Origin of the sequence: Pseudomonas sp. CCI4.2 (assembly GCF_034350045.1) — a bacterium.
GTDB lineage: Bacteria > Pseudomonadota > Gammaproteobacteria > Pseudomonadales > Pseudomonadaceae > Aquipseudomonas.
In genome coordinates this window covers 3,310,094-3,336,293 of the sequence record NZ_CP133781.1, presented here as the reverse complement: position 1 = coordinate 3,336,293, position 26,200 = coordinate 3,310,094, and the positions used below count along the sequence as shown (strand labels likewise).

Annotated in this window: 28 protein-coding genes, 1 tRNA gene and 2 pseudogenes; 17 read left to right on the top strand and 14 right to left on the bottom strand. The window is 55.5% G+C overall.

What is annotated here, in order from left to right; translation table 11 throughout:
* The first annotated feature begins 2 nt into the window (after positions 1-2).
* The 3 genes and pseudogenes from RHM65_RS15115 to RHM65_RS15105 form a co-directional block, all read left to right on the top strand.
* Positions 3-1,376, top strand: a complete 1,374-nt coding sequence (locus RHM65_RS15115) for a M20 family metallopeptidase (RefSeq protein ID WP_322165169.1) — start codon at positions 3-5, stop codon at positions 1,374-1,376.
* A gap of 84 nt (positions 1,377-1,460) precedes the next feature.
* The gene (locus RHM65_RS15110) at positions 1,461-2,747 is read left to right on the top strand and encodes an MFS transporter (RefSeq protein WP_322165170.1); all 1,287 of its coding nucleotides are present in this window, start codon (positions 1,461-1,463) and stop codon (positions 2,745-2,747) included.
* A 195-nt stretch (positions 2,748-2,942) separates the two neighbouring features.
* Positions 2,943-3,029, top strand: a pseudogene (locus RHM65_RS15105) (hypothetical protein); the annotation flags it as partial.
* A gap of 39 nt (positions 3,030-3,068) precedes the next feature.
* On the opposite strand, the gene RHM65_RS15100 reads toward RHM65_RS15105, so the two are convergent.
* The 6 genes from RHM65_RS15100 to RHM65_RS15075 all read right to left on the bottom strand — a co-directional run bounded on the left by RHM65_RS15100 (position 3,069) and on the right by RHM65_RS15075 (position 7,857).
* Positions 3,069-3,353: a cyd operon YbgE family protein gene (locus RHM65_RS15100; protein ID WP_322183766.1), complete on the bottom strand. Its 285-nt coding sequence runs from the start codon at positions 3,351-3,353 to the stop codon at positions 3,069-3,071.
* The gene (gene cydX, locus RHM65_RS15095; protein ID WP_322165172.1) at positions 3,353-3,475 is read right to left on the bottom strand and encodes a cytochrome bd-I oxidase subunit CydX; all 123 of its coding nucleotides are present in this window, start codon (positions 3,473-3,475) and stop codon (positions 3,353-3,355) included. Before cydX ends, RHM65_RS15100 begins: the two co-directional genes overlap by 1 nt.
* A gap of 22 nt (positions 3,476-3,497) precedes the next feature.
* Positions 3,498-4,634, bottom strand: coding sequence for a cytochrome d ubiquinol oxidase subunit II (gene cydB / locus RHM65_RS15090; RefSeq protein ID WP_322165173.1), 1,137 nt, complete (start codon positions 4,632-4,634; stop codon positions 3,498-3,500).
* On the bottom strand, positions 4,627-6,198 hold the full coding sequence (locus RHM65_RS15085) for a cytochrome ubiquinol oxidase subunit I (protein WP_322165174.1): 1,572 nt from the start codon (positions 6,196-6,198) through the stop codon (positions 4,627-4,629). The genes cydB and RHM65_RS15085 overlap by 8 nt, the downstream gene beginning before the upstream one ends.
* The gene (gene cydP, locus RHM65_RS15080; RefSeq protein WP_322165175.1) at positions 6,195-6,371 is read right to left on the bottom strand and encodes a cytochrome oxidase putative small subunit CydP; all 177 of its coding nucleotides are present in this window, start codon (positions 6,369-6,371) and stop codon (positions 6,195-6,197) included. The genes RHM65_RS15085 and cydP overlap by 4 nt, the downstream gene beginning before the upstream one ends.
* 166 nt (positions 6,372-6,537) lie before the next feature.
* Positions 6,538-7,857, bottom strand: a complete 1,320-nt coding sequence (locus tag RHM65_RS15075; RefSeq protein ID WP_322165176.1) for a sigma-54 interaction domain-containing protein — start codon at positions 7,855-7,857, stop codon at positions 6,538-6,540.
* Positions 7,858-8,243: 386 nt separating this feature from the next.
* Between RHM65_RS15075 and RHM65_RS15070 the strand changes: the two genes are divergently transcribed.
* From RHM65_RS15070 to RHM65_RS15060, 3 genes are read left to right on the top strand one after another with little or no spacing between them, the layout of a single operon-like run.
* Positions 8,244-8,570 carry a metalloregulator ArsR/SmtB family transcription factor gene (locus RHM65_RS15070; RefSeq protein ID WP_322165177.1) on the top strand — a complete coding sequence of 109 codons (327 nt, stop codon included), beginning with the start codon at positions 8,244-8,246 and terminating at the stop codon, positions 8,568-8,570.
* A complete protein-coding gene (locus tag RHM65_RS15065) occupies positions 8,567-9,001 on the top strand; it encodes a YeeE/YedE family protein (protein WP_322165178.1) in 435 nt (144 codons plus the stop codon). The genes RHM65_RS15070 and RHM65_RS15065 overlap by 4 nt, the downstream gene beginning before the upstream one ends.
* A 2-nt stretch (positions 9,002-9,003) precedes the next feature.
* Positions 9,004-9,426, top strand: a complete 423-nt coding sequence (locus tag RHM65_RS15060) for a DUF6691 family protein (RefSeq protein ID WP_322165179.1) — start codon at positions 9,004-9,006, stop codon at positions 9,424-9,426.
* Positions 9,427-9,471: 45 nt separating this feature from the next.
* Here RHM65_RS15060 and RHM65_RS15055 read toward each other — a convergent pair.
* Positions 9,472-9,650, bottom strand: a pseudogene (locus tag RHM65_RS15055) (IS5/IS1182 family transposase); the annotation flags it as partial.
* A gap of 377 nt (positions 9,651-10,027) precedes the next feature.
* Here RHM65_RS15055 and RHM65_RS15050 point away from each other — a divergent pair.
* The gene (locus RHM65_RS15050; protein ID WP_322165180.1) at positions 10,028-11,308 is read left to right on the top strand and encodes a putative porin; all 1,281 of its coding nucleotides are present in this window, start codon (positions 10,028-10,030) and stop codon (positions 11,306-11,308) included.
* 431 nt (positions 11,309-11,739) lie between these two features.
* Here the strand turns inward: RHM65_RS15050 and RHM65_RS15045 are convergent.
* Positions 11,740-11,830, bottom strand: a tRNA-Ser gene (locus RHM65_RS15045).
* Positions 11,831-12,066: 236 nt separating this feature from the next.
* On the opposite strand from RHM65_RS15045, the gene RHM65_RS15040 reads away from it, so the two are divergent.
* The 7 genes from RHM65_RS15040 (at position 12,067) to RHM65_RS15010 (ending at position 16,349) form a co-directional block, all read left to right on the top strand.
* The gene (locus tag RHM65_RS15040; RefSeq protein WP_322165181.1) at positions 12,067-12,741 is read left to right on the top strand and encodes a Bax inhibitor-1/YccA family protein; all 675 of its coding nucleotides are present in this window, start codon (positions 12,067-12,069) and stop codon (positions 12,739-12,741) included.
* A gap of 118 nt (positions 12,742-12,859) precedes the next feature.
* Entirely contained in the window at positions 12,860-13,252 is a 393-nt protein-coding gene (gene tusD / locus RHM65_RS15035) for a sulfurtransferase complex subunit TusD (RefSeq protein ID WP_322165182.1), read from the top strand.
* Positions 13,253-13,615 (top strand): sulfurtransferase complex subunit TusC, encoded by a 363-nt coding sequence (tusC, locus tag RHM65_RS15030; protein WP_322165183.1) that lies wholly within the window; start codon positions 13,253-13,255, stop codon positions 13,613-13,615. It abuts the gene before it with no gap.
* Positions 13,615-13,914, top strand: coding sequence for a sulfurtransferase complex subunit TusB (gene tusB / locus RHM65_RS15025; RefSeq protein WP_322165184.1), 300 nt, complete (start codon positions 13,615-13,617; stop codon positions 13,912-13,914). The genes tusC and tusB overlap by 1 nt, the downstream gene beginning before the upstream one ends.
* Entirely contained in the window at positions 13,911-14,246 is a 336-nt protein-coding gene (locus tag RHM65_RS15020) for a TusE/DsrC/DsvC family sulfur relay protein (protein WP_322165185.1), read from the top strand. Before tusB ends, RHM65_RS15020 begins: the two co-directional genes overlap by 4 nt.
* Positions 14,243-15,244, top strand: coding sequence for a glycosyl transferase family protein (locus RHM65_RS15015; protein WP_322165186.1), 1,002 nt, complete (start codon positions 14,243-14,245; stop codon positions 15,242-15,244). Before RHM65_RS15020 ends, RHM65_RS15015 begins: the two co-directional genes overlap by 4 nt.
* A 103-nt stretch (positions 15,245-15,347) precedes the next feature.
* Positions 15,348-16,349 carry a glutathione S-transferase family protein gene (locus RHM65_RS15010; RefSeq protein WP_322165187.1) on the top strand — a complete coding sequence of 334 codons (1,002 nt, stop codon included), beginning with the start codon at positions 15,348-15,350 and terminating at the stop codon, positions 16,347-16,349.
* 23 nt (positions 16,350-16,372) lie between these two features.
* Here RHM65_RS15010 and cysG read toward each other — a convergent pair whose 3' ends face one another.
* The 6 genes from cysG to ftsK are packed head-to-tail and all read right to left on the bottom strand — an operon-like array spanning position 16,373 to position 23,864.
* On the bottom strand, positions 16,373-17,767 hold the full coding sequence (gene cysG, locus RHM65_RS15005; protein WP_322165188.1) for a siroheme synthase CysG: 1,395 nt from the start codon (positions 17,765-17,767) through the stop codon (positions 16,373-16,375).
* Positions 17,768-19,048: a serine--tRNA ligase gene (gene serS, locus RHM65_RS15000; RefSeq protein WP_322165189.1), complete on the bottom strand. Its 1,281-nt coding sequence runs from the start codon at positions 19,046-19,048 to the stop codon at positions 17,768-17,770.
* Between the two features lie 16 nt (positions 19,049-19,064).
* Positions 19,065-19,439: a fluoride efflux transporter CrcB gene (gene crcB, locus RHM65_RS14995; RefSeq protein ID WP_322165190.1), complete on the bottom strand. Its 375-nt coding sequence runs from the start codon at positions 19,437-19,439 to the stop codon at positions 19,065-19,067.
* Entirely contained in the window at positions 19,439-20,761 is a 1,323-nt protein-coding gene (locus RHM65_RS14990) for a replication-associated recombination protein A (RefSeq protein WP_322165191.1), read from the bottom strand. Before RHM65_RS14990 ends, crcB begins: the two co-directional genes overlap by 1 nt.
* Before the next feature lie 19 nt (positions 20,762-20,780).
* The gene (gene lolA, locus RHM65_RS14985) at positions 20,781-21,404 is read right to left on the bottom strand and encodes an outer membrane lipoprotein chaperone LolA (protein ID WP_322165192.1); all 624 of its coding nucleotides are present in this window, start codon (positions 21,402-21,404) and stop codon (positions 20,781-20,783) included.
* Positions 21,405-21,461: 57 nt separating this feature from the next.
* Entirely contained in the window at positions 21,462-23,864 is a 2,403-nt protein-coding gene (gene ftsK, locus RHM65_RS14980; protein ID WP_322171030.1) for a DNA translocase FtsK, read from the bottom strand.
* A 448-nt stretch (positions 23,865-24,312) separates the two neighbouring features.
* On the opposite strand from ftsK, the gene aat reads away from it, so the two are divergent.
* From aat to infA, 3 genes are all read left to right on the top strand, one after another.
* Positions 24,313-25,005 carry a leucyl/phenylalanyl-tRNA--protein transferase gene (aat, locus tag RHM65_RS14975; protein ID WP_322165193.1) on the top strand — a complete coding sequence of 231 codons (693 nt, stop codon included), beginning with the start codon at positions 24,313-24,315 and terminating at the stop codon, positions 25,003-25,005.
* A gap of 44 nt (positions 25,006-25,049) precedes the next feature.
* The gene (locus RHM65_RS14970; RefSeq protein ID WP_322165194.1) at positions 25,050-25,757 is read left to right on the top strand and encodes an arginyltransferase; all 708 of its coding nucleotides are present in this window, start codon (positions 25,050-25,052) and stop codon (positions 25,755-25,757) included.
* A 100-nt stretch (positions 25,758-25,857) separates the two neighbouring features.
* Positions 25,858-26,076, top strand: coding sequence for a translation initiation factor IF-1 (gene infA / locus RHM65_RS14965; protein WP_219064427.1), 219 nt, complete (start codon positions 25,858-25,860; stop codon positions 26,074-26,076).
* The last annotated feature ends 124 nt before the right edge of the window (positions 26,077-26,200 follow it).

Sequence of the window (26,200 nt, the reverse complement as noted above, 5' to 3'; positions counted from 1 at the left end):
TTATGTCCAAGCCTCAGGCTCTCGCCAGCGTTCGCCAATACTTGTCCGATGGACATTTTGCCGCCGACCTGCGTCGTCGTATCGCCATTCGCAGTGAAAGCCAAGACCCTGACCAGGCTCCAGAACTGGCGCGGTATCTCGATGAAGAGATAGCGCCTGCCCTAATGAGGATGGGCTTCGAATGCCAATCGCTTAAGAACCCGAAAGGGGCTGGCCCGCTGCTGTTCGCTTCGCGAATCGAAGGCGAACACTTACCGACGGTGCTGACCTACGGGCATGGCGACGTCGTACTGGGTTACGACGAGCAATGGCGAGAAGGACTCAGCCCTTGGGCGTTGACGATTGAAGGTGATCGCTGGTACGGACGCGGCACCGCCGACAACAAGGGCCAACACAGCATCAACCTCACGGCGCTCGAACAGGTCATCAAGGCACGAGAAGGCCGTTTAGGGTTTAACGTAAAAGTCCTCTTCGAAACGGGCGAAGAATGCGGATCTCCCGGGCTACGAGAAGTCTGCGAGGCTCATCAGCAGCTTTTTAAAGCCGATGTATTCATCGCGTCGGATGGCCCACGTCTGAACGACAGCCGCCCCACACTATTTCTAGGCTCCCGAGGCTCGGCGTTGTTTTCTCTCCAGGTCAATGCGCGCGATAAAGGATTGCACTCAGGCAATTGGGGTGGGGTTATGTCCAATCCCGCGGTGGTCTTGAGCAATGCGCTGGCGAGTTTGGTCGATCAAAACGGCCGTATTCGCTGTCGAGGGCTTGTCCCCTGCGCGATACCCAACTCCGTGCGCGCAGCGATCCACGACTTGGGCGTTGATGAGCATTCATTGGGGTTAACGCTGGATGTTCAATGGGGCGAGCCCGGTTTGACCTTGGGTGAAAAGCTTTTTGGCTGGAACACGCTGGAAATCCTGGCGTTTACTGCGGGTAATCCTGCAAAGCCGGTGAATGCCATTCCGCCGTCGGCGATTGCTTATTGCCAGCTACGGTTCGTGTTAGGAACTGATTGGCAGAAACTGGAAAGCCTACTGCGTCAACATCTGGATGCCGAAGGCTTTCACCAGGTCAACATAGTGATTGATCGTTGCACGCCTGCCACTCGCCTGGATCCCGACAACCAGTGGGTACGCTTCGCGAAAAAGTCGATTGCCGACACCACGCCTCGACAACTAGCCGTTTTACCCAATCTTGCAGGCACCCTGCCCAACGACATTTTTTCTGACGTCCTCGGGTTGCCGACAGTGTGGATACCGCACTCCTACCCAGGTTGCTCTCAACATGCCCCGGATGAACATATGTTGGGATCGGTGATCCTTGAGGGCCTGGAAATCATGACCGCGCTTTTCTGGGATCTGGGTCACGTGGCTTAGGCCTGAACATAATAAAAATCAGGGTCATGCCGAGTCTTTTGAATCTGCCGCTCACACACTTACAAAAAATCAGGAGCGTCTAGAATGCCAGCGTTATCATCCACCGTTACACCTGCGGTCGAATTGGGGAAATCCATCTGGAAACCTGTGGCTGCCGCGTTGATTGGAAACACACTTGAGTGGTTTGACCTGTCGGTCTATGCCTATTTTGCGTTAACCATTAGCAAGGTGTTTTTCCCTGCCGCGGTTCCCGCCGTATCGCTGTTCCTGGCGTTCGCTACATTTGGCATTTCATTTCTAATCCGTCCGCTGGGCGCCGCCGTCCTGGGCTCATATGCCGACAGACAAGGGCGAAAGAAGGCGCTGAGTCTATCAATACTGCTGATGTTGATCGGGACTGCGATGATTGCAGTAATCCCCGGTTACGCGGCAATAGGGATCGTTGCTCCCATTGGTATTTTGCTCGCGCGTCTGCTGCAAGGCTTCTCCGCCGGAGGGGAGTTCGGTAGTTCAACAGCGTTTATGATGGAGCACGCCCCACAAAAGACCCGCAATTTTGTCGCCAGCTTGCAGTTTGCTAGCCAAGGCTTTGGCGTGGTCATCGCATCGACCTTTGGCTATTTCTTGACGATGCATCTTAACGATCAGCAAATGTTCGATTGGGGCTGGCGCGTACCTTTCTTCTTCGGTTTGATCCTGGGCCCAGTTGGACTTTACATTCGCCGCACTGTTGATGAATCCCCCGACTTCAAGGAAAGCGAACCCGGCGCCCAGCCTTTAAGAGAAGTGCTTCTCTCGCAAAAGACGTTGCTCTTGGTCGCGATGGGGGTGCTCATCGTATCGACAGCATCAAACTTCATGATCAAGTACATGCCCTCTTATGCAGCAACCACCTTGAACATCCCACAATCGTCGGGTTTTCTAGCCACCCTCACTGGGGGCCTGATCCTCACGGTGGTGACGCCGATTGTCGGGTGGATAACGGGTCATATCAGCCGCATCAAGATTATGCTTTGGGCCTCGATCGTTTACATCCTGGCGATTTTTCCAGCCTTTTTCTGGCTCAATAAAATGCCCAGTGCAACCTCGCTCTTATTGGTCGTGTCGATGATGGCGCTTATCAAAGCGGTTTACTTCGCGCCCCTGGCATCGTTAATGGCTGATGTATTCCCACGCCCGACTCGGGTGACGGGCATGTCTCTGAGCTACAACTTATCCGTGACTATCTTCGGAGGTTTTGCGCCAGTGATTGCGACCGGCTTGATCGCGCTTACAGGCTCTCTACTGGCGCCGAGCTTTTATCTGATAGTGGCGGCGGCCCTTAGCATCGGTGCCTTGTTAGTCGCCAAGCAGAAATTAAAGTTGGTGTAACTTTCACGTCGCCAGGTTTTGAGCCTGTTTTTTACGCAGTCCGCCGCGTCATGGCATAGAGGGCGACGCCGGTGACGGTGAGAAACCCCAGCGCCACGACATCGCTCGTGATCTTCAATTCAAAATCGCCAACGCGGCAGATAAGCCGAAGCCCAGACGAGGGTGCCCACTTAGAAGTGGACCCCCATCCCAGCTTTTAAATGGGTGCAGATCCATGCGACGCACGGCTATTTGCTCAGCCAATTTCTCTCGCCGTTGACCAACCGTCGAACCGACCGCTGGGACCCTGGGTACTCAATCGTTCACTCATGCCATCAGCACTCAATGTAGGAACTTTATCCAACCGGCGAGCCCTAGCGCCGCAAGGCAGGTCCAGCCCGAGAAGAGCAAACGCCAAACGGTCAGGCGCGGGACAAAACCCACCCCGTTCACAAAGGCAACGCTCATGGCTGCGAACAGCGCGGTAGCGAGAGCATGGTCAGCTCTCCCATCAGAGGTTGCGATGAACGGGGGGTAGAGAGTGCAGCCGAGCATGATTGCCACAGCGACAACCAAACTCAGTACATGTATTTGTGAAGGTGGTGGGGCGTTAGTGACGCGAGGCATCATGACTGCGCCTCGTCGGTGTCGGTCTTGGCTCGGCCTGCTTCGTTTTCACCCCACATCGCATTCAATATAGCCAGCAACAATGCGAAACCGACTCCCAGCATCCAGGCGAAATACCACATAATTTTTACTCCTTTGCTGGCACTAGTAAGCTGAATGGTCGTTGGCTTTGATATGCGCGATGGTCACCTTGCCCCGCATGACGCGGTACGCCCACGAGGTATACAGAATAATCAGCGGCATGAAGATCAGCGCGGCCCAGAACATGATGGCAAGGCTAAGATGGCTTGAGACGCTGTCCCAAACCGTCAGGCTCGCAGCCGGCATTGACGACGACGGCATGATGAACGGAAACATCGATACACCCGCAGTGCTGATGACACCGACAATAGCAAACGATGACGCCACAAATGCTGAGAGTGTACGGCGCACTATCACCAGCATGGCTGCGCCCGCCGCGCCCACCAATCCCATCGCAGGCAACAGCCACAACAAAGGGTAGTGGCGATAATTAGCCATCCAGGCACCCGCTTCGCGTACAACCGACTTACCGAGAATGTCCGGCAACCCAGCGGTATCAATCACCGACGTAATACGATAGCCATCGATCGACTGTAGCCAGATTCCGGCGATTACGAATGAGCAGATCAGCACGATAGCTGCGCTAATCGCGCCCTTGATGGCCCTGGATTGGATAACGCCTTCAGTGCGGTGTGCCAGATAGCTTGCGCCCTGCAGAGTGATCATTGCGCTGCTGACGACGCCCGTCAGTAGGGCGAAGGGATTCAGCAACTGCCAGAAGCTGCCCGTGTAGGTTGACACCAAATAGTCGTCGAACTGGAACGGTACGCCTTGCAGCAAGTTGCCGAACGCGATCCCGAACACCAGTGGGGGTACCGTACCCCCTACGAAAAGTCCCCAATCCCAAGTGCTGCGCCAGGCTGGATTGTTGATCTTGCTGCGATAATCGAAGCCCACCGGGCGAAAAAACAACGCCCATAGAACCAATATCATTGCCCAGTAAAATCCGCTGAAGGCTGTCGCATAAACCACGGGCCATGCTGCGAACAATGCGCCACCAGCGGTGATGAACCAGACTTGATTCCCATCCCAATGCGGACCGACGGTGTTTATAACCACGCGCCGCTCCATATCATTGCGGCCAACGAAAGGCAGCAAGGTGCCGACCCCCATATCGTGGCCGTCCATGATTGCAAAGCCGATTAGCAGTACGCCAACCAGCGCCCACCAGATAATTTTCAGGGTGTAGTAATCAAGCATGGTGGCTATCCTTCAAATTAGCGTCGTAGGCATAACGGCCGGTTCCGAGACTCCCTGGGCCTTGACGTGCGAACTTGACCATCAAGAACATTTCAACCACCAGCAGCGCGGTGTAGAAGACGATGAATCCTGCTAGCGAGCCATACAGGTTGTTGACGCCGAGCGTGGATACGCTCATGTGGGTTGGCAGCACACCATAGATGGTCCAGGGTTGACGGCCGTATTCGGCGACGAACCAGCCAAGTTCGCAGGAGATCCAAGGCGCAGGCAGCATGCACAGAGCCAAACGCAATAACCAACGGCGTCGTGTGCAAGTCGACTTCAAGGTGCTCCAGAACGCCAGCCCGAACAGCAGCAGCATCGCAAAACCCAGGCTTACCATGATCCGAAATGCCCAAAACATAGGTGTTACACGTGGCACGGTATCGTTGACGGCCTTATCTATAATGGCCGGCGTGGCTTGGTTGACATCCTCGACATACTTTTTAAGCAGCAGGCCGAAACCGAGGTCTGCCTTATATTCTTCGAACACCTGCAATGCAGCTGGATCACCGCGATGCTTACGCAACGTTTCCAACGCATTGACCGCGGTGATACCGCGCAGGATGCGGGCCCGGTTTTTTTCCTTGATCTCATGAATACCGGGAATTTGCTTGCTGACTGATCGGGTGCCAATCAGCCCCATCAGCCACGGCACTTCAACTTCCCAATTGTTCTTCGACTCAGCTTCGTTGATGCTAGCTACCAATGTCAGGCCGGCGGGTGCTGGTTTCGTTTCCCACATGGCCTCCATGGCCGCCATCTTAGTCTGCTGGGCCTCGCCCACTGTGTAACCAGACTCATCACCCAAGACGATGACACTCAGCACTGACGCCAAGCCGAAGGCTGCCGCAACCCGAAAGCTTCGCTTTGCAAACTCGACATCTCGATTCTTGAGCAGATACCAACTCGATATCGACAATACAAACATCGAACCGGTGACGTAACCGGCCGAGACGGTGTGCACAAACTTTGCCTGTGCCACTGGATTGAAAACCACAGCCCAGAAGTCGACCATTTCCATGCGCATGGTGAGATAGCTGAATTCAGAACCCACCGGATTTTGCATCCAGCCATTGGCAATCAGAATCCACAGCGCTGAAAGGTTGGTACCAATGGCCATCAACAGCGTGACCAGAAAATGGTGTTCCTTTTTTAATCGGTCCCAGCCAAAGAAGAACAGCCCAATCATTGTTGATTCGAGGAAGAACGCCATCATCCCCTCGATCGCCAGTGGAGCACCGAAGATGTCGCCGACGTAATGCGAGTAATACGCCCAGTTGGTGCCGAACTGAAACTCCAGCGTGATACCGGTAGTCACGCCTAAGGCAAAGTTAATACCGAATAGCTTGCCCCAGAAACGCGTCATGTCTTTCCAGATGACGTTACCCGTCATCACATAGACGCTTTCCATAATGACCAGCAGCCATACCATGCCAACAGTGAGAGGTACAAAGAGAAAGTGGTACAGCGCGGTGGCTGCAAACTGCAGCCGTGACAAATCCACCAGATGTTCTGAAATCACTTGCTTGCCCCTTGAGTCGAGGTGGGTACGCCGAACCTGTCGCCGATGGTGTTCGAGTCCACGCTGACGCGCGAATCTCGGATGAACAACCACCAAAGCACTGTCAGCACCATCAGCTTGATGAGCACTGCTATTAGCAGATGGCGCCGCAGTCGTTTGTCGGAATTAGTCATGACTATGCAATTAGCACACGCCATGCCAAGCGGGGAAATGTGATTTTTATTGTTTAATAACAAGCACTTAACTATTTAAGTGCGAAGACACCAGACGCCTTGGCAGGTAAATATGCTGCCAATCTGCCATGATGGCAGTGATTGGCAGTCATAGGCTGACATGTGGTCAGGCCAGTCCTTGCGCTTCCAGGCGTCTATACAAAGTACGTTCACTAATGCCCATGTGCTTGGCCAGTTCGCTGCGGGTCCCTTTGAACGTGGCCATTATCTGTACCAGCGTGCCGCCTTCCAAAGGCGTTGCGCTAGAGGCCTGAGGAGATATCGACGCTGGCGCCGCCGGCAGATGGGCCGAGCGGATTACGCCGTCGTCGGCGAACAGACTGGCTCTTTCTAGAACATTGCGTAACTCGCGGATATTGCCCGGCCAGGCAAATCGCTGCAATTGCGTCATAGCATCGAGATCTATGGTCAGCCTGCGCTTGCCAGGACCTACCCGTTGCAGAAATGATTTGGCAAGCAAGCTAATGTCTTCGATCCGGTGACGCAGTGGAGGCAACTGAATCGGGAAAGCGCTGATGCGGTAGTACAAGTCTTGCCGGAATACACCCTTTTCCATCATTTTTTCCAGTGGCTTGTGAGTCGCTGAAATCAACCTGAAATTAGCGTGCAAGGTCTCGACGCTGCCGACACGGCGATACGTACCCGACTCGATCAGGCGCAGCAGCTTCACCTGCATCGCCAACGGAACGTCGCCTATCTCATCAAGAAACAACGTGCCGCCTTGCGCTGTCTCAACTAAGCCCGGTTTGCGCGTGGTGGCACCCGTGAACGCACCCTTTTCATGCCCGAACAGTTCACTCTCGAAGAGCGTTTCGGTCAGCCCCGAACAATCAACCACAACAAACGGCCCAACTGCCCGCTCACTGGCTTCATGTACCGCGCGGGCGAACAACTCCTTACCTGTGCCGGACTCTCCCAGTAACAGTACCGGCAACATTGAGGGCGCCACCCGCTGCAGTTCCGACAAGGCAAGGTTGAAGGCCGGCGATGAGCCGACCAGCCCCTCTTTACAGGGCCGCGCGGATGCGCTGCGAACCAGCTTAAGCCGTTCCACAAAAGCGGTAATGACACCCTTTGCGTCCAGAATTGGGCGTAATTCGACTTCGACATGCTCAGGCCCGCGCGGCGTGTGGTGTATATGCAAAACCCGGTCTGGACCGCGCAAGTCCTGCGCTTTTTTCATCGGGCAATGCTCGCCGGCCTGATCGCAAGGAACATCGTAATGGTGTGAAATTTGATAGCACTTATGGCCGATAAAAGGCTTGTCAACACTGCCGAACTGACGCTGGTACGCGGTGTTAGCAGCCAGGATGTTGTATTCGGGATCAAGCACAATCATCGGGTCGGCCTCGTGCTCAAGAAACGAGACAAGTGATTGCACTTGGTCGGGCCGTGGACCGTTCGGGGCGGGCGGGCTACGTGTCATCATGACGCCTAAAAATTCGTCCATAGTGTGGCGGCACTGCCACCCGCGTCAACAAACGCTGCCAATGGCAGCGCCTTCCTGTGTTTGAGTCGAAATCAGCCCGTAACAAAAGAAACAGTTTTGATTACGACCCTAAATCAGGCCACACCGCCACACCTCCAGCTGAATCAAAAGGTTATCGAAGAGCAAGAGGTTACCTTTGGTAAGTACTTGAACCCCCAACAAAACCCGTGCTGGCTAAATACCGCACCGGTACGCATTCGATAACGGCGTGGGCACTGTTTCAGTGCTGGTCAGCAGCACCTGCCGCAGCTCCTCGATAAAAAATCAGCAGAAGCAAACAATATATAATAATATATATTGTATATGAATAGATTGAGAAATTGATGAACACCCACATTCCCCCATTAGGTATCCAACAGCTTCGCGCTAGTGTCGATGCTGCTAGTCAGTTCCTAAAGGCGCTGGCCAATTCGGACCGCTTGTTGCTGCTATGCCAGTTATCCCAGAGTGAGCGCAATGTCAGCGATCTAGAGTCGCTACTAGGCATCCAGCAACCGACTCTTTCTCAACAACTGGCGATACTCCGCCGCGAAGGGCTGGTAGAAACCCGACGCGAAGGAAAGCAGGTCTTCTATCGCATCAGCAGTCCCGCAGCACAGGCGGTAATTCAAATCCTATACCAACAATTTTGTGCCGCAGAAGCCTCGTGAAGGTCGACTGGTTCAACTTCACCCCATGGTCATCCCTTGCAGGCGGCGTATTGATTGGCCTGGCTGCCAGCTTATTCGTCGTTGCCAATGGGCGTATCGCGGGCGTCAGCGGCCTGATCGCCAATCTTTTACAGCGTGGTAGCGAGGGGATGACCGAGAAAGCGCTGTTCCTTCTAGGCCTGCTCGTCGCGCCGGTTTTATGGGGACTGTTTGCCACCCTGCCGCATATTGAATTCCAAGGTAGCTGGTTCAGTCTGATCGCCGCGGGCGGATTGGTAGGCATTGGTACCCGCTACGGTTCGGGTTGCACTAGTGGCCATGGCGTATGCGGCATATCGCGCCTGTCGCCGCGTTCGATGATCGCCACTGGGTGTTTCATGTTCAGCGGTTTCACTACAGTGCTTGTCCTGCGTCATTTGTTGGGGGCTTGAACATGGTCAAACTGACTGCATTCATTGCCGGCCTGTTATTTGGGTTGGGCCTGCTTCTAGCGGGCATGACCGATCCGAGAAAAGTTCTGGCTTTCTTAGATTTAACCGGTGCTTGGGACCCTTCCTTGGCCTTGGTTATGGCTGGGGCGATTGGCACAGCCATAGGCCCTTTTACTTGGGCACGCCAGCAGTCTAGCTCGTTGCTAGGAAGCCCTATGCAACTACCTGTAAAGCATGAGTTGGACCCGCGCCTAATCGGTGGCAGTTTGTTGTTTGGTATCGGCTGGGGAATTGCTGGTATCTGTCCTGGGCCCGCAGTGGTAATTCTAATGACAGGCGGCTGGCAAATAATCGTTTTCATGCTGGCTATGCTGGTCGGCATGTGGGCCTGCAAAGAACTGAAGGTGGGCGTGAAATATCCATAAAAGCGACTCTTCCATGGCCGGGTCGCTGTAGCTTAACCAGTTCTACATCAGGTGCACCCCGCAACATAGCCATCAACGGATACGCCGGGCTCTCCCCATCGCCTTCTGGTTACAAGGCGATCGCCCCCTTCCAAGGTAGGACGTTGTCCATCTTACTCAGGAAAACCTCACGGAGAGTTCGCTTTTCCTGCGTATTGGGCATCGACAAAAGAAACCTGTTTCATGGGGGCTTAACCGTTCAGCTCATGTCGCGGAGGACATTTCACAACATTTGAAATACTTTTTCTTCGTTTACCTAGTGTGATTAAAATTATTATTAGACAAAAAAAGTGTAACCGAGCGTTACGCATTGTTATTGAAAAATAGTTTGCTTTAGCTCGCGTGGTAGTGCACGCGCACATATCGTAAAGGCTCTAGCTCGGGCATTGCAGGACGAAAAATAATAACTAATCTACCACTACATAGAAACAGCTCTGTCACAAACCCCCGTAATAATGGTCCCAGTTTTTTCACACCTCTTGGTCTACCGCAGGAACTAACGCCCCACCGGTTGTTAGTCCCTTGGATGACTATTGAGCCTTGATCGGTTACGGAGATTTATATGCGTTTTGCTTCCACAAAAACTGCGACAGCCCTGTACGGTGGCTTGCTGTTAGCCATCAGCGTTCCTGCCAGCGCCGCAGTCGACGCCAAGTTGCTTGAAATGCTTAAGGCCAATGGGTCGATTTCCGCCGCCCAGTTCGCTGAACTCCAGACTGAACTGTCCAACGACCAACAGGCTCAGCAGCTAGCGCAGCAGCAGACTACTGCGCAGATCGCAGCGGTTCAAACTAAGTCGGCGGATTACAGTGCTTTCGAGCAGAAGATTGCCTGGGCTGCGAAGACTCAGTTCAAGGGTGACGTGCGTGTGCGCCAAGAGACCGTCAAGATTGACGGTCAGACCAACAGCCAAGACAAGGATCGCCAGCGTATTCGTGCTCGCTTGGGCGCCTACACCGAAATCAATCCGCAGGTGAGTACTGGCATCCGTATCGCCACCGGTAGCAGCAACGATGCCCGTTCAACCAACCAGGACCTGGACGGTTACTTCGTCAAGAAAGACCTGTGGTTGGACCAGGGTTACATCGATTACCACCCGACTGCAATCAAGAACCTGCATGTCATTGGCGGCAAAATGAGCCAGCCGTGGGTCAGCATGGGTGACATCATCTGGGACGCAGACATCAACCCGGAAGGTTTAGCCGCAACCTATAGCTACCCGGTCAGCAAAAACCTTGAGCTGTTCGGCAGCGCGGGTAACTATACCCTCAAGGACAACATCGACGGCGACGGCACGCAATTCAAGAACGATCTGCGTTTGAACGCTGGTCAGTTGGGTGCTCGCTTCGCGCCAATCGACACTCTGAAAGTCACTCTGGGCGGCAGCGTATATCAATACCAGAACGACAAAGACAGCGCGGCCTTGTCGGTCAACGGCAATAACACCAATCGATTCCGTTTACTGGAAGGCTTCGGCCAAGTAGACATTGGCGGCCTGGCTGTACCGCTGTCGGTGTATGGTCAGTACGTGGTCAACAACGCCACTGACAGTGACGAAGACACTGGTTGGTTGACCGGTGTAAAGACCAAAGTGTTTGGTTTTGGCCTGGACTACAACTATCGCGACACTCAGCGTAACGCTGTAGTCGGCGCCTTCACCGACTCGGACTTCGCGAACGGCACCACCGGTTCGCGCGGCCACAAGTTGAAGGTGAGCTACGACATAGACAAAAACTTCGCCGTCGGCGCAACTTACTTCCTGACCAAGGCCGACTACGCCATCGCCACTCAGAAAGACGCGGACGCCAACACCCTGCAATTGGATGTAGAAGCCAAATTCTAAGCGTTTAAGCTGTACGCATAACTCCTCGCTGTTTTTGGCATTGATGGACTGATCCTTTTCATACGTCGGTTCATCAATGCCAACCCTTCGGCACCGTGATCAAACAATCACACATCTCTTCCAAACAAAAATGTTGGGGTGTTTACTGCGTCCGCTCGTAAGCTGTCCCAGCGGTTCTCACCGACTCTGCTTGGTAATACCCTGCAGGCCAGGAGTCGGATGGCGGCGATCAGGCGCTTGGGTCAGTTAAAATATTCCAGAGAAGCGTCCAGAAAACTGTTGTAGAGCTGTCGGAATAATGCAAAGCAAAAGTGGGCTAGATGTACGCTTTGATCGTGCGGTCGCCAAGAGCCCAGATATGCATCCATATCCAAATGTCAGGCACAAAAAAAGGGCCCAGATTTCTCTGAGCCCTTGATTTTATTGAGTGTTGGCGGGAAACCAGGGATTCGAACCCTGGGAACGCTATTAACGTTCGCCGGTTTTCAAGACCGGTGCATTCAACCACTCTGCCAATTTCCCGTTCTTCATGTAGAGCAACCGTAGGCGTGCAGCTAGTAAGTACCTGAGATAAGAACTCATGGACCTGTTACGGTCGGCAGCTTTCAAGACCGCTGCCCTAGACCACTCGGCCACACCTGCGTTGCGGGCGCCATAATACCCGAATGAAACACACTGTCAAACTCTGATGCTAGCCAGCAGCAATGCCTCTGTTATGATCTTTGCGTCTTAACATTTCAACCACCGGGAGTCTCGCCATGCGCGAACAGGATTACGCAGTTAAAAACGGCGTGCAGGCCGATCAGCTAGAGATTAGCCGCGTCCTGCGCAATACGTACGGTCTTCTGGCTATCACCCTCGCCTTCAGCGGTCTGATGGCTTTTATCGCTCAGCAGAATCACGTTCCTTACCCGAACGTTTTCGTGGTGCTGATCGGCTTTTATGGCCTTTTCTTCCTCACCAACAAATTACGTGACTCGGCATGGGGCCTGGTTTCGACCTTCGCCTTGACCGGTTTCATGGGGTACCTGCTGGGCCCGATCCTCAACCGTTACCTGGGTATGCAGGGTGGCGCTGAGGTAGTCAGTTCGGCGTTTGCGATGACTGCTTTGGTGTTCGGCGGCTTGTCTGCTTATGTGCTGATCACTCGCAAGGACATGAGTTTCCTCGGCGGCTTCATTACCGCTGGTTTCTTCGTTCTGCTGGGTGCCACGCTGGCGAGCATGTTCTTCCACATCAGCGGTCTGCAATTGGCGATCAGCGCCGGTTTCGTGCTGTTCTCGTCGGTGTGCATCCTGTTCCAGACCAGCGCCATCATTCAGGGCGGCGAACGTAACTACATCATGGCGACCATCAGCCTGTATGTATCGATCTACAACCTGTTCATCAGCCTGCTGCAAATTTTCGGCCTGATGGGCAATAGCAGAAACTGATGCACTGCCAAGCCTCAATAATCTGAGCGTTAACAAAAAGCCCGCCTAGCGGGCTTTTTGCTGCCTGCCGTTCGCAAACTCTTTATCATGGCGACAGATTCGTTGACCGAGCCGACACATGAAGTTTGCTATTGCCCTGTTCTCTGCGGCCCACGCCCCCTCTTCCCGCCGCGCCTTGCTGTTTGCTCAAGCGGTGCTCGCCGGTGGGCATGAGATTGTGCGGCTCTTCTTCTATCAAGACGGCGTCCACAGCACATCGGGCAATATCGTCACACCTCAGGATGAACTCGATGTGCCTCGCCAATGGCGCGAGTTCGTGACCGAGCATCAACTGGATGGCGTGGTCTGCATCGCCGCAGCCTTGCGTCGAGGCGTATTAAATGAAGAAGAAGCGCAACGCTACGAGCGACCGGCCGCCAACTTGCCCGCTCCGTGGGCATTGTCAGGGCTTGGCCAGTTGCACGATGCAGTGCAAGACGCCGACCGACTGATCTGCTTCGGAGGGCCTTGAATGCCTAAGTCCTTATTGATTATCAGCCGTCAGGCGCCATGGTCCGGCCCCGGTGCGCGGGAAGCGCTGGACATCGTGTTGGCCGGCGGCGCATTCGATTTGCCGATTGGCCTTCTCTTCATGGATGACGGGGTGTTTCAGCTCTTACCTGAGCAGACAGCCACCGAGTTGCAGCAGAAAGACCTGACCGCCAATTTGAAGGCTCTTTCACTGTTTGGCATCGACGATATTTACGCGTGTGGCGACAGCCTCGCGGAGCGCGGCGTACTTCCCGACGAGTTGACGATCGAAAACCTGACGCTGCTGCACGGCCCGGAACTGTCGGCGACTATTGACCGCTACGACCAAGTGATAACGCTCTGATGTCAACTCTGCATGTTTTGTCCCATTCGCCCTTTACCGACAGCCGCCTGACGAGTTGCCTGCGTCTGCTGGGCACCGAAGACGCCATTTTTCTGTGTGGAGATGCCGCCTATGGGCTGCGTCAGGACTGCGCGCCGTTCAAGGCGCTTGAGGCCCACAGCGCCTCACTCAAGCTGTTTGTGCTGGAAGAAGATCTCATTGCGCGCAATCTAGCGTTACCGCTCTGGGCCGAAAGTGTCGACTATCCCGGCTTCGTTGCACTGTCGATGCGCTTCGACAAAGTGAATACCTGGCTATGAAACGGTTGCAGATCGCCGAACACCGAGTGGCGTTGGACAAGGATGGTTTCCTTGTAGACCTCAATGACTGGTCTAGAGAAGTGGCCACTGCCATCGCCGAGCAAGAGGGCATTGCCCTTAACGCCGATCATTGGGAAATTCTCCACTTGCTGCGGGCGTTTTATGCAGAGTTCCAGCTATCGCCCGCCACCCGCCCGCTGATCAAATACACGGCATTGAAGCTCGGCCCTGAAAAGGGCAACAGCATGCACCTCAATCGCCTGTTCAATGGCACTCCCGCCAAACTCGCCGCTAAGCTGGCGGGCCTGCCCAAACCGACGAATTGCATATGACCGACTTTGCCCCGCTGACCCTTGAAACCCCCGCCGAACACCCGTTTGCCCCATTCGTGCGTATTCTCGGCAAAGGCAAACGTGGCGCCCGCGACATGACCCGTGAAGAAGCCCGGGAAGCCATGGGCATGCTCCTCGACGATAAAGTCGAAGACACCCAACTGGGTGCCTTTTTGATGCTGTTGCGGCACAAGGAAGAAAGCGCAGAAGAACTCGCAGGCTTTACCGAAGCCGTGCGCGAACGTTTGCACGCGCCGGCCCTCAGGGTAGACATCGACTGGCCTACCTACGCAGGCAAGAAACGTCATCTGCCGTGGTACCTGCTGGCGGCCAAATGCCTGGCTCAGAACGGTGTGCGAGTTTTGCTCCACGGCGGTGGCGCACATACCGCTGGCCGGTTGTACAGCGAGCAGTTGCTTGACCTGCTGGGCATCCCGCTGTGCCGCAATTGGCAAGCGGTCGGAATCGCGCTTGAACAACACAACCTGGCGTTTATTCCGCTGGGCGATTGGGCGCCGCAGTTACAGCGCATGATCGACCTGCGCAACACCTTGGGCCTGCGTTCGCCGATTCACTCGTTGGCACGGGTGCTCAACCCGCTGGGCGCGCGCTGCGGCCTGCAAAGTATTTTCCACCCCGGCTACCAAGGGATGCACCGCGAAGCCAGCGGTCTGTTGGGGGATAACGCCATCGTCATTAAAGGCGATGGCGGTGAAGTTGAAATGAATCCTGACACCATCAGCCATCTCTACGGCACCACCGGCGGTCAAAGCTGGGATGAAGAATGGCCGGCTCTGGCGCCTCGACGTCACGTCAAACCCGCTACCCTTGACCCCTTGCAGCTAACGGCGCTATGGCGTGGCGAAGTTGAAGACAGCTACCCGCAACTGGCGTTGATCTCTACTATTGCCTTGGCCTTGCGCGGACTCGGAACACCGCGGGATGAAGCGTTTGTGCTGGCTCAGCAGTATTGGGACGCTCGAGACCGATCGATTTAACCGATCATAACCGCCGACGCTTTGCGCTATTCGTTCGAACCATTGTCTTTAGACTGATTCCATATCCCTGTAGGAGAGGGATTACCTTTATTGGGAGACAAACATGGGCCTTCTGGTCGACGGACACTGGCATGACCAGTGGTACGAAAGCAGCAAAGACGGCGCGTTTCAGCGCGAAAACGCGCAACGGCGCCACTGGATCACCGCCCACGGCAGTGCCGGGCCTAGCGGTGAAGGCGGTTTTTCCGCGCAAGCTGGCCGCTATCATTTGTACGTTTCCCTCGCCTGCCCTTGGGCTCATCGCACCTTGATCGTGCGCAAGCTCAAAGGCCTCGAAAGCTTGATCGACGTGTCCGTGGTCAGCTGGCTGATGCTGGAGAATGGCTGGACCTTCGACAAGAACCTCGGCTCCAGCGGCGACAAGTTGGACGGCTTCGAGTTTATCCACCAGCGTTACACCGCAGACGACGTTAACTACACCGGTCGGGTAACGGTGCCGGTGCTGTGGGACACACAACAGCAGCGCATCGTGAGCAATGAATCCTCGGAAATCATCCGCATGTTTAATTCAGCGTTTGACGGGTTGACCGGCAACCGACTGGACTTCTACCCGGAATCACTGCGTCGCGACATCGACGCGCTGAATGATCGAATCTACCCAGCGGTTAACAACGGCGTTTACCGCGCTGGCTTTGCCACGTCGCAAGGCGCGTACGAGCAGGCGTTTGATGAGCTGTTTGCTGAGCTGGACACGCTGGAAGCCCTGCTTGGCGAGAAACGCTATCTGGCTGGCGAGCACCTGACCGAAGCCGATGTACGCCTATTTACCACCATCATTCGTTTTGACGCCGTGTATTTCGGGCACTTCAAATGCAACTTGCGACGCATTGCCGATTACCCGAACCTCAGTAATTGGCTACGCGAGTTGTATCAGTGGGAAGGTGTTGCTGAGACCGTGGACTTCAAGCACATCAAGAACCATTACTACGCAAGCCACAAGACCATTAACCCCACCGGAATTGTGCCTAAGGGACCGGCGCTGAACCTCAAGGCCACCCATGATCGCGCACGGCTTGCAGGCAGCGGCATCTGGTCAGGCAATTGAAACAGCCTTGATCTCCCGTAGTGTTAGATATTCGACTGAGCGCCTTCAAACCACTTCAGTTTTTCCCGCAACTGCACCACTTCACCAACGATAACCAGTGTCGGCGCATGAACTTCATGCTCGGCCACTAATTGCGCAAGGTTCGCCAGCGTGCCAGTAAACACCCGCTGATTCGATGTGGTGCCTTGCTGGATCAGCGCGGCAGGAGTGTCGGCGCTGCGACCATGCTTGATCAGTTGCTCACAGATAATCGGCAACCCAACCAGCCCCATGTAAAACACCAACGTCTGTGCCGGTGCCACCAAGTCGTTCCAACGCAAGTCGGTGCTGCCGTCTTTAAGGTGCCCAGTGACGAAGCGCACAGACTGCGCATAATCACGGTGGGTCAACGGAATACCGGCGTAGGCCGCGCAACCACTGGCGGCGGTAATGCCTGGCACCACTTGGAACGGTATGCCGTGGGCCGCCAACTCTTCGATTTCTTCGCCGCCGCGTCCGAAAATAAACGGATCGCCGCCCTTGAGGCGCAAAACACGCTTGCCTTGTTTGGCCAGTTCAACCAGCTGCTGATTGATCTCGTCTTGCGGCAATGTGTGATCGGCACGCTGTTTACCCACGTACACCCGCTCGGCGTCGCGTCGGCACAACTCAAGAATCGCCGGCGCAACCAAGCGGTCGTACAGCACCACGTCGGCTTGCTGCATCAATCGCAGGGCACGAAAGGTCAACAAGTCCGGATCGCCCGGACCCGCACCGACCAGATACACCTCGCCCACCGCGCTGGGTACTTCGCCGTTGATCTTGGCAACTAATAAACGCTCGGCTTCTGCGCCTTGCCCGGCCAACTGCCGATCAGCAATCGGCCCTTGAAACACCTCTTCCCAGAACGCCCGTCGCTGCTGAACATCCGGGAGCAGGTTTTTCACCTGACTGCGAAACCGCGCAGCGAGGCCAGCCAATTGACCGTAGGTCGATGGAATCCAGGTTTCCAGCTTGGCGCGAATCAATCGCGCCAGTACCGGAGCATCCCCGCCGCTGGAGACCGCGATCACCAATGGCGAGCGGTCAACAATGGCCGGAAAAATCACGCTGCATAACGCTGGCGAATCCACCACATTGACCGGCACACAACGCCGCTTGGAGTCACGGGAGACCTGGGCGTTGAGCGGCTCGTCGTCGGTGGCCGCGATGATCAGCACGCAGCCATCGAGATCACTCTCGACATACCCACGAACAATTACTTCGCCGCCGCCACCTTCTACCAATTCGCGCAGTTGCACTTCTATGGCAGGTGCGACCACCCGCAACACTGCACCGGCGTCAGCGAGCAAGCGGGATTTGCGTAACGCAATTTCACCCCCGCCCACCACCAGCACGCGACTGCCATGCAGGTTATGAAACAGCGGTAGAAATTCCATTTAGCCGATGACCTCAAGGCCACCCATGTAGGGCTTGAGCACTTCAGGCACCCGAATCGAACCATCGGCCTGTTGGTAGTTTTCCAACACGGCAACCAGCGTCCTACCGACAGCCAGACCCGAACCGTTCAATGTGTGAACCAGTTCCGGCTTGCCGGTTTCCGGGTTGCGCCAGCGTGCTTGCATGCGTCGCGCCTGGAAATCACCGCAGTTGGAGCATGACGAAATTTCACGGTATTTGTCTTGGCTCGGGATCCAGACTTCAAGGTCGTAAGTCTTGGTCGCACTGAAGCCCATGTCGCCGGTACACAGCGCCAGTACGCGATACGGAAGCTCCAGCAGTTGCAGGACGCGTTCGGCGTTACCGGTCAGGCTTTCCAAGGCGGCCTGGGATTGATCCGGCTGAACGATCTGGACCATCTCGACCTTGTCGAATTGGTGCTGACGGATCATTCCGCGGGTGTCGCGGCCCGACGCGCCGGCTTCGCTACGGAAGCACGGGGTGTGTGCGACGAATTTCATCGGCAGCAGCTTGGCGTCGAGAATCTCGCCGGACACAATGTTGGTCAGCGACACTTCCGCCGTCGGGATCAGGTAGAGGTCGGCCTCACCTTCGCGGGTGATTTTGAACAAGTCTTCTTCGAACTTCGGCAATTGGCCGGTACCCTGCAGCGCAGGCGCCTGCACCAGATAAGGCGTGTAAGCCTCTTCGTAGCCGTGGTCGGTAACGTGCAGATTGATCATGAACTGCGCAAGGGCGCGGTGCATACGGGCAATCGGGCCACGTAACAACGCGAAACGTGCGCCAGAAAGCTTGGCCGCAGTTTCAAAGTCCAGCCAGCCGAACTTTTCGCCCAGCGCGACGTGATCCTGAATCTCGAAATCGAATGCAGTGGGAGTGCCCCAGCGACGAACTTCGACGTTGTCGTTTTCGTCAGCGCCCAACGGCACCGATTCGTGCGGCAGGTTCGGCATGCTCAGCAGCATCGAATCCAGATCAACCTGAATCGCGTCCAGTTCAATTTTGCCGGCAGCCAATTCATCAGCCATGCGGTCCACATCGGCCATCAGTGGAGCGATGTCTTCGCCCCGCTGTTTAGCCTGGCCGATAGATTTAGATCGGGCATTACGCTCGGACTGCAACTGTTCAGTACGGGTCTGGACGGTCTTGCGCTGAGCTTCCAGCGCTTCGATGCGGGCGATATCCAGGGTGAAACCACGGGACGCCAGGCGATCCGCTACGTCCTGAAGTTGGGTACGTAACAGTTTTGAATCGAGCATATCGTTCTCTCGTCTATCAAAGTTTGGTCAAGGACAGGCCAGCCCAAGTGGCAAGTAGCCCGCCGAATACGCTGATACCCGCATAGCCCAGGGCCAGTGGCACTTGCCCGCTTTCAAGCAAGCGCAACGTATCCAGTGAAAAGGATGAAAAGGTCGTCAGACCACCTACAAAGCCGACAATCATGCCAGCTCGAATCTCGATGGGCACTTCAGGACGGGTCAAGAACAGCCCGTACAGAATGCCAATGATCAAGCAGCCGACCAAGTTGACAGCCATTGTCGCCGCGTAGAAGTGGCGTGGCCAGTTCGCATTGACCCAGTTGCCCGTAGCGAAGCGCAATAATGTACCAGCGATGCCGGCTACGGACACCGCAAGAATCATTTGAATCACTACTTTCTCCGTTTGCGCGGGCTGGCTTTGTCTAGCGCCGCCAGATGGTTGAGCTTTTCTCCGATCTTCAACTCAAGACCTCGCGGGACGGGCTGGTAGTACTGACGCGGCTCAAGGTTGTCTGGAAAGTAGTCTTCGCCAGCGGCATAGGCATCAGGTTCATCGTGGGCATACCGATATTCCTCCCCATAACCGAGCTGTTTCATCAGTTTGGTCGGTGCGTTACGCAAATGCAGTGGGACTTCCAGCGAGCCGTGCTCAGTGGCTTCACGCATCGCGGCCTTGAAGCCCATGTACACGGCGTTGCTTTTTGGCGCACACGCGAGATAAACGATGGCCTGGGCCACGGCCAACTCTCCTTCAGGGCTGCCCAAGCGCTCTTGCACGTCCCACGCCGACAAGCAAAGGGTCAACGCGCGCGGGTCAGCATTGCCGATGTCTTCGCTGGCCATGCGCACCACGCGCCGGGCCAGGTACAACGGGTCGCAGCCGCCGTCGATCATCCGTGCAAACCAATACAATGCGGCGTCCGGGTTTGAGCCACGAACCGACTTATGCAGCGCGGAAATTTGGTCGTAAAACGCTTCGCCGCCTTTATCGAAGCGGCGACGGCTGTCCCCGAGCAGGCTTTGCAGCAGCTCAATACCGATTTCAGTGCCGTCTTCGGCCAAGTCTGACGCGTTTTCCAGAAGATTGAGCAGACGCCGACCATCACCGTCGGCGGCGGCCAAGAGCATCTTGAAACCATCGTCGCTCAAGGACAATTGATGCTTGCCCAAGCCGCGCTCTTCGGTCAGGGCGCGCTGCACCAGCTTGTGCAGCGCCGCTTCGTCCAGGCTTTTCAGCACGTAGACTCGCGCACGGGACAATAAGGCGTTGTTCAATTCGAAAGACGGATTCTCGGTGGTCGCACCAATGAAAATCAGGGTGCCGTCTTCGACGTAGGGCAGAAACGCGTCCTGTTGTGACTTGTTGAAGCGGTGTACTTCGTCAACGAACAGGATGGTGCGACGGCCATATTGTCCGGCCTGTTGTTTAGCGATTTCGACGGCTTGACGGATTTCCTTGACCCCGGCAAGCACTGCCGAGACCGTTTCGAAGTGTGCATCGGAGACTTTTGCCAGCAATCGCGCCAGGGTGGTTTTTCCCACCCCCGGCGGGCCCCAGAAAATCATCGAATGCAGCGCGCCCTGTTCCAGCGCCTCACGCAGAGGCTTGCCGGGGGCCAACAGGTGTTGCTGTCCGACGTACTCGTCCAGATTGGCTGCGCGCAGGCGTGCAGCCAAGGGCTGAGCAATCGGTTCGCTTCGAAACAAGTCCATGGGCTGCGCTTGAAACCTCTTATTCCTGAATGACGTCAGCGCCTTTCGGGATGTCGAACACGAACTTGCTGGCCGGGATCGGCTCGTTAGCCTTCACACCGGTGAACAATATGTTAGTGCGCTGGCCGACGCTGTCGATCAGTTGCATGTCGTTGATCATGCCGTTACGGAATGACAGGCGCAGGCTGTCGAACAGCGTGTCCTTGGTCTTCGGCTTGAGAATGAAATCAATCACGCCGCCCGCTTCTTTGGCGCTGATGTCGAAGCTCTCGCTGATTTTCGAGACGTCACCCGACAGCAGCAACGCAGGGGTTTGAGTCAGGCGCTGGTCCAGGGTCTTGATGGTTACTTGCTGCAAATCTGGATCCCACAATGAGACTTTTTTGCCATTGGAAACCATCAGCTGCTCCTGGGGCGCGTCTGTGTGCCAGTAGAACAGCCCAGGACGCTGCAGTGACATGTCACCGGCGGTTTCCTGCAACTGCGTGCCACTGCCGTCTAGCGTCAGTTGAGAGAAGCGTGCAGACAGCGTTTTCGACGTTTCAAGCAACTGGGTCAGTCGCGCAACGTCCTTGCTGTCGGCGTGAGCCGAGACCGCGGAAAAAGCCAGTGCAGATACCAACAACATGCGAATAAGGCGCATGGGATTCCTCATTGAATTCAGTGAAAGTCCGAACGGCGCACAACCACGCCGTCCGGGTCAGTCGCGCATCGGGGCTGGCGCGAGCACTTCGCGCGAGCCATTGGTGTTCATGGACGTCACAACGCCGGCCTGCTCCATGGTTTCAATCATCCGGGCCGCGCGGTTGTAGCCAATTTTCAGTTTGCGCTGAACGGCAGAAATAGAAGCGCGGCGGCTTTCGAGAACGAAGCGAACCGCCTCGTCATACAGCGCATCGCTTTCGCTATCATCGCCGCCTTCACCACTGCCACCGTCAAAGCCGCTGCCGGGCTCTTCAACGCCCGCCAGGATTTCTTCGTTGTAATCGGGCGTACCTCGCAGCTTCCAGGCTTCTACGACGCGGTGAACCTCTTCGTCGGAAACATAGGCGCCATGCACGCGAATAGGCAGGCTGGTGCCAGGCGGCATGTAGAGCATGTCGCCGTTACCCAGCAATTGTTCCGCGCCGCCTTGATCAATGATGGTCCGGGAGTCGATCTTGCTCGACACTTGGAACGCCATGCGGGTAGGAATGTTTGCCTTGATCAGACCAGTGATAACGTCCACCGACGGACGTTGCGTTGCAAGAATCAAGTGGATCCCGGCCGCTCGGGCTTTCTGGGCGATACGTGCAATGAGTTCTTCGACCTTTTTGCCGACGATCATCATCATGTCGGCGAACTCATCCACCACCACCACAATGGTCGGTAGGGTTTTCAGCAGCGGCGCGATGTCGTGAATGCTCTCGCGCTTGTACATCGGGTCGAAAAGCGGAGTGCCCGCCTCCTCCGCGTCCTTCACCTTGCGGTTGAAGCCGGCGAGGTTGCGCACGCCCATGTTCGCCATCAGCTTGTAGCGCCGCTCCATTTCGGCGACGCTCCAGCGCAGAGCATTGGCGGCGTCTTTCATGTCGGTGACCACCGGGCACAGAAGATGCGGAATGCCTTCGTAGATCGACAGTTCGAGCATTTTCGGGTCGATCATGATCAGCTTGGCGTCTTCCGGGCCTGACTTGAACAGGATCGACAGGATCATGGCGTTGACCCCCACCGACTTACCGGAGCCCGTGGTACCGGCCACCAACAAGTGCGGCATTTTTGCCAGGTCGGTGATGACCGGACGTCCGCCAATGTCATGCCCCAGCGCCAACGTGACGGGCGACTTGGCGTCATCATATTCAGGCGACGACAGCACTTCAGAGAAGCGCACCACCTGACGGTCTTCGTTGGGAATCTCGATGCCGACTGTGGTTTTACCCGGAATCACTTCAACCACACGGACACTGGTCACCGCCAGCGAGCGGGCCAAATCCTTGGCTAGGTTTGAAATACGGCTGACCTTGACCCCGGCGGCGGGCTGAATTTCGTAGCGAGTGATCACAGGTCCCGGATGAATGGAGTCAACCGTGACTTCCACGCCAAACTCTTTGAGCTTGATTTCCAGCAAATGACCGACCGCAGCCAATGATTCTGGGGAATAGTTGAGCTTCTTGACTTCGGCCGGGTCGAGAATCGAAATAGGCGGCAAGGTGCCTTCCACCGCGCTGTCGATGAACAGCGGTGTTTGTTTCTCTTTCTGTACGCGCTTACTTGGCTCGGGCGCTTTCGCGGGGGCCGGGGCAATGACCGCCGGCACATGCTTCTCGCGGTCGGTCATGTGCTTGCTGAGGGCTTGTTCTCGCTCGATCAAGCGTTCTTTGGCTTTGGCCTGCTCGCGACGATCAGCGGTTACCGGCGCCACTACATCGTTGACGCGACTGTCGACCTCACGCAATTGCGCAACCATTTGCTTACGGTCGGTACGTGCCGACCACCAGCGATTAGCCGCACTTTGGAACAATTCGAACAGATCAAGGGTGATCTTGCCGGTGACATCCATCACCTTGAACCACGACAGGTCGGTGAACACTGTCAGGCCGAACAAAAACAGCGCAATGAACAACAGCGTGCTGCCCTGGATATTCAATGCGTTTTTTGCCAGGTCGCCCAGACTTTCGCCCAGCGCGCCGCCACTTGATGCTGGCAAGCCCGCCGTAAAATGGAAATGGATATGGGCCAATGCAGCGCCGGACAGCACCAAAAATACCAAACCGATCAGGCGCCAGGAGAACAACCAGCCACTCCACTGCCAGGGCTCATGCCGCTGACGGAAGATTTGCCAGGTTTTTATCGCCAGCAACAGCGGGAAGATGTAAGCGAAGTAGCCCAGCACCATGAACAGGATGTCGGCCGAGAAGGCGCCAGCACGACCCGCAGCATTTTGTACCTGCTGAGAGTTGCTGGTATGGCTCCAGCCCGGATCGCTCTGGTCGTAGGTTAATAACGCCATCATCAGATACAGGCACAGGGCGCCGATGGCAATCAGAGCACCTTCCTTGAGCCGGTAGTGCAACTGCTGACGCCAAAGCGGTATGGGATTGGTTGCTACGGTGGATTTCTTCAAACGCTTTTTTTCCTGCGCCTCGGCGCGAACATCTAATGATTGACTACGAAATACAACTTCCAGCGCCCAGAAAGAATAAACCAACGGCACTGTTCACTTCCAACTCGGTCGAAAATCTGAAGCTACGTCAATAAGAAAGGCATTGTACGGGTTTGCGCGACCGATGCCACGTTCGACTGGCATGGGTTAGCATAGCTTCGTGTATCCACTGAGCAGCGCAATTTGAGCATGCATTGTCTTTTGTGACAAAGGGTTATGAGATGCTTCCAACACGCGCTATTGAACCTACACTCAGCACTTGGCTGATCATTGAAGCACTCAGCAACTGCCGCCCACTGCGGAAATTCAAAACACATTTCGTTAACGGGACCGTCTACGACCACGCCAGCAACCCAGAGTTGCAACCGTCGAGCGATTCCACCCTCCCCTTGCGCAAAGTTCTGACGCCATGTTGACTTGGTTACAGCGAAATACCCTGACATTTCCGCCCTTGGAAAAAGCCATGCGCGAGCCCAACGGCTTATTGGCCGCAGGCGGCGACCTTTGTGCCGACCGATTGATTCAGGCATATCGGCACGGCTGCTTTCCGTGGTTCCAGGAGGGTCAGCCGATTTTGTGGTGGTCGCCGGATCCGCGCACGGTGCTGTTTCCTGAAGAGCTGCATGTATCTCGAAGCTTGAGCAAGGTCATGCGCCAAGGGCATTTTCAAGTGACCTTTGATCAGGACTTTGCGGCGGTGATTCACGCCTGCGCCGCACCGCGTAGCTACGCCGACGGCACCTGGATTACCGACGCCATGCAGTCGGCCTACCTTGAACTGCATCAACGCGGCTTCGCACACAGCGTGGAAGTGTGGGAAGACGGTCTGCTCGTCGGCGGACTTTATGGCTTGGCGATGGGTCAACTGTTTTTCGGCGAGTCCATGTTTAGCCTGACGGACAACGCCTCAAAAGTGGGATTTGCAACGCTGGTAGAACGGCTGATCGCTTGGGGTTTCGTTTTGATTGACTGCCAGATGCCCACTCAGCACCTTGAGAGCTTTGGCGCCAGATCCATTGCGCGCAAGACGTTTGCTGACTACCTTCACGCCCATCTGGATAGACCCACTGTTGCCGACTGGTTACCTAGGCGAGTTTCATAGCCTGACATACACTCTAACTAAAGATTTTATCCGAGGGTTGATCCATGACCGAGCTGGCGCGGCTTAAGTTCTATGCCACTCAACCCCATTCCTGCAGCTATTTGCCTGAGGAACAAGCGACGACGTTATTTCTGGACCCAAGCCAGCCAATGGATGTTCAGGTGTATGCCGACCTTTCCGACATGGGTTTTCGCCGCAGCGGCGACCACCTGTATCGGCCTCACTGCCAAAACTGCAGCGCCTGCGTTCCTGCGCGCATTCCCGTCGGACTGTTCGTTCCAGATCGCCAGCAAAAACGTATATTCAAACGCAACGCTGATGTGCAAGTCCGCGCAGCAAAGCCTCATTTCAGCGAAGAGTACTTCGACCTGTATCAGCGTTACATCGAGCAGCGTCATGCCGACGGCGACATGTATCCTCCCAGCCGCGATCAGTTTTCGACTTTTTTGATCCGTGACCTGCCGTTTTCGACGTTCTATGAATTTCGCCTCGACGGTCGCCTGTTGGCGGTGGCCGTTACCGACCTTCTGCCCAACGGTCTTTCAGCGGTTTATACCTTCTACGAACCCGCCGAAGAGCGCCGCAGTCTGGGGCGCTACGCAATTCTTTGGCAGATAGCCGAAGCCGCCCGGCTACAGCTGCATGCGGTGTACTTGGGCTACTGGATAAAGAACTGCAAAAAGATGAATTACAAAACCCAATACCGACCCATCGAGCTACTGACAAATCAACGTTGGGTCACTCTTTATTGAAGCGCTTGGCTAAACCCCTATTTTTCGGGCACAATGCACGCCGCTTTTGCCTGGCGCAGTTGCACCGGGCCACTCATTGGATACCGAGGGCTTTTACTGCATGTCGAAAGAAGACAGCTTGGAAATGGAAGGTACTGTCGTCGACACCCTGCCCAACACCATGTTCCGTGTGGAGTTGGAGAATGGGCACATAGTCACCGCGCATATCTCCGGCAAAATGCGCAAGAACTACATCCGTATTCTTACCGGTGACAAAGTGCGCGTCGAAATGACGCCGTACGACTTGAGCAAGGGCCGCATTACTTACCGCGCCCGCTAACAGGCCTAAACAAATACGCCCGGTTAATGCCGGGCGTTTTTGTGTGCCTGGGTTTTGGGGGCATATCACCATTTCTATGGGACCGAATTCATTCGGGAAGCTGCCGATGCGGATTGCCTGTCAT

Bases quoted from the DNA above. Each gene is read 5' to 3' on its own strand.
- infA (WP_219064427.1), top strand. From the start codon at position 25,858: ATGTCGAAAGAAGACAGCTTGGAAATGGAAGGTACTGTCGTCGACACC.
- RHM65_RS15015 (WP_322165186.1), top strand. From the start codon at position 14,243: ATGACCGACTTTGCCCCGCTGACCCTTGAAACCCCCGCCGAACACCCG.
- RHM65_RS15040 (WP_322165181.1), top strand. From the start codon at position 12,067: ATGCGCGAACAGGATTACGCAGTTAAAAACGGCGTGCAGGCCGATCAG.
- tusD (WP_322165182.1), top strand. From the start codon at position 12,860: ATGAAGTTTGCTATTGCCCTGTTCTCTGCGGCCCACGCCCCCTCTTCC.
- RHM65_RS15115 (WP_322165169.1), top strand. From the start codon at position 3: ATGTCCAAGCCTCAGGCTCTCGCCAGCGTTCGCCAATACTTGTCCGAT.
- cydB (WP_322165173.1), bottom strand. From the start codon at position 4,634: ATGCTTGATTACTACACCCTGAAAATTATCTGGTGGGCGCTGGTTGGC.
- RHM65_RS15100 (WP_322183766.1), bottom strand. From the start codon at position 3,353: ATGCCTCGCGTCACTAACGCCCCACCACCTTCACAAATACATGTACTG.
- cysG (WP_322165188.1), bottom strand. From the start codon at position 17,767: ATGGAATTTCTACCGCTGTTTCATAACCTGCATGGCAGTCGCGTGCTG.
- RHM65_RS15050 (WP_322165180.1), top strand. From the start codon at position 10,028: ATGCGTTTTGCTTCCACAAAAACTGCGACAGCCCTGTACGGTGGCTTG.
- tusB (WP_322165184.1), top strand. From the start codon at position 13,615: ATGTCAACTCTGCATGTTTTGTCCCATTCGCCCTTTACCGACAGCCGC.
- lolA (WP_322165192.1), bottom strand. From the start codon at position 21,404: ATGCGCCTTATTCGCATGTTGTTGGTATCTGCACTGGCTTTTTCCGCG.
- serS (WP_322165189.1), bottom strand. From the start codon at position 19,048: ATGCTCGATTCAAAACTGTTACGTACCCAACTTCAGGACGTAGCGGAT.
- RHM65_RS14970 (WP_322165194.1), top strand. From the start codon at position 25,050: ATGACCGAGCTGGCGCGGCTTAAGTTCTATGCCACTCAACCCCATTCC.
- cydP (WP_322165175.1), bottom strand. From the start codon at position 6,371: ATGACTAATTCCGACAAACGACTGCGGCGCCATCTGCTAATAGCAGTG.
- RHM65_RS15110 (WP_322165170.1), top strand. From the start codon at position 1,461: ATGCCAGCGTTATCATCCACCGTTACACCTGCGGTCGAATTGGGGAAA.
- RHM65_RS15075 (WP_322165176.1), bottom strand. From the start codon at position 7,857: ATGACACGTAGCCCGCCCGCCCCGAACGGTCCACGGCCCGACCAAGTG.
- RHM65_RS15020 (WP_322165185.1), top strand. From the start codon at position 13,911: ATGAAACGGTTGCAGATCGCCGAACACCGAGTGGCGTTGGACAAGGAT.
- RHM65_RS14990 (WP_322165191.1), bottom strand. From the start codon at position 20,761: ATGGACTTGTTTCGAAGCGAACCGATTGCTCAGCCCTTGGCTGCACGC.
- RHM65_RS15060 (WP_322165179.1), top strand. From the start codon at position 9,004: ATGGTCAAACTGACTGCATTCATTGCCGGCCTGTTATTTGGGTTGGGC.
- RHM65_RS15010 (WP_322165187.1), top strand. From the start codon at position 15,348: ATGGGCCTTCTGGTCGACGGACACTGGCATGACCAGTGGTACGAAAGC.
- RHM65_RS15070 (WP_322165177.1), top strand. From the start codon at position 8,244: ATGAACACCCACATTCCCCCATTAGGTATCCAACAGCTTCGCGCTAGT.
- tusC (WP_322165183.1), top strand. From the start codon at position 13,253: ATGCCTAAGTCCTTATTGATTATCAGCCGTCAGGCGCCATGGTCCGGC.
- aat (WP_322165193.1), top strand. From the start codon at position 24,313: ATGTTGACTTGGTTACAGCGAAATACCCTGACATTTCCGCCCTTGGAA.
- cydX (WP_322165172.1), bottom strand. From the start codon at position 3,475: ATGTGGTATTTCGCCTGGATGCTGGGAGTCGGTTTCGCATTGTTGCTG.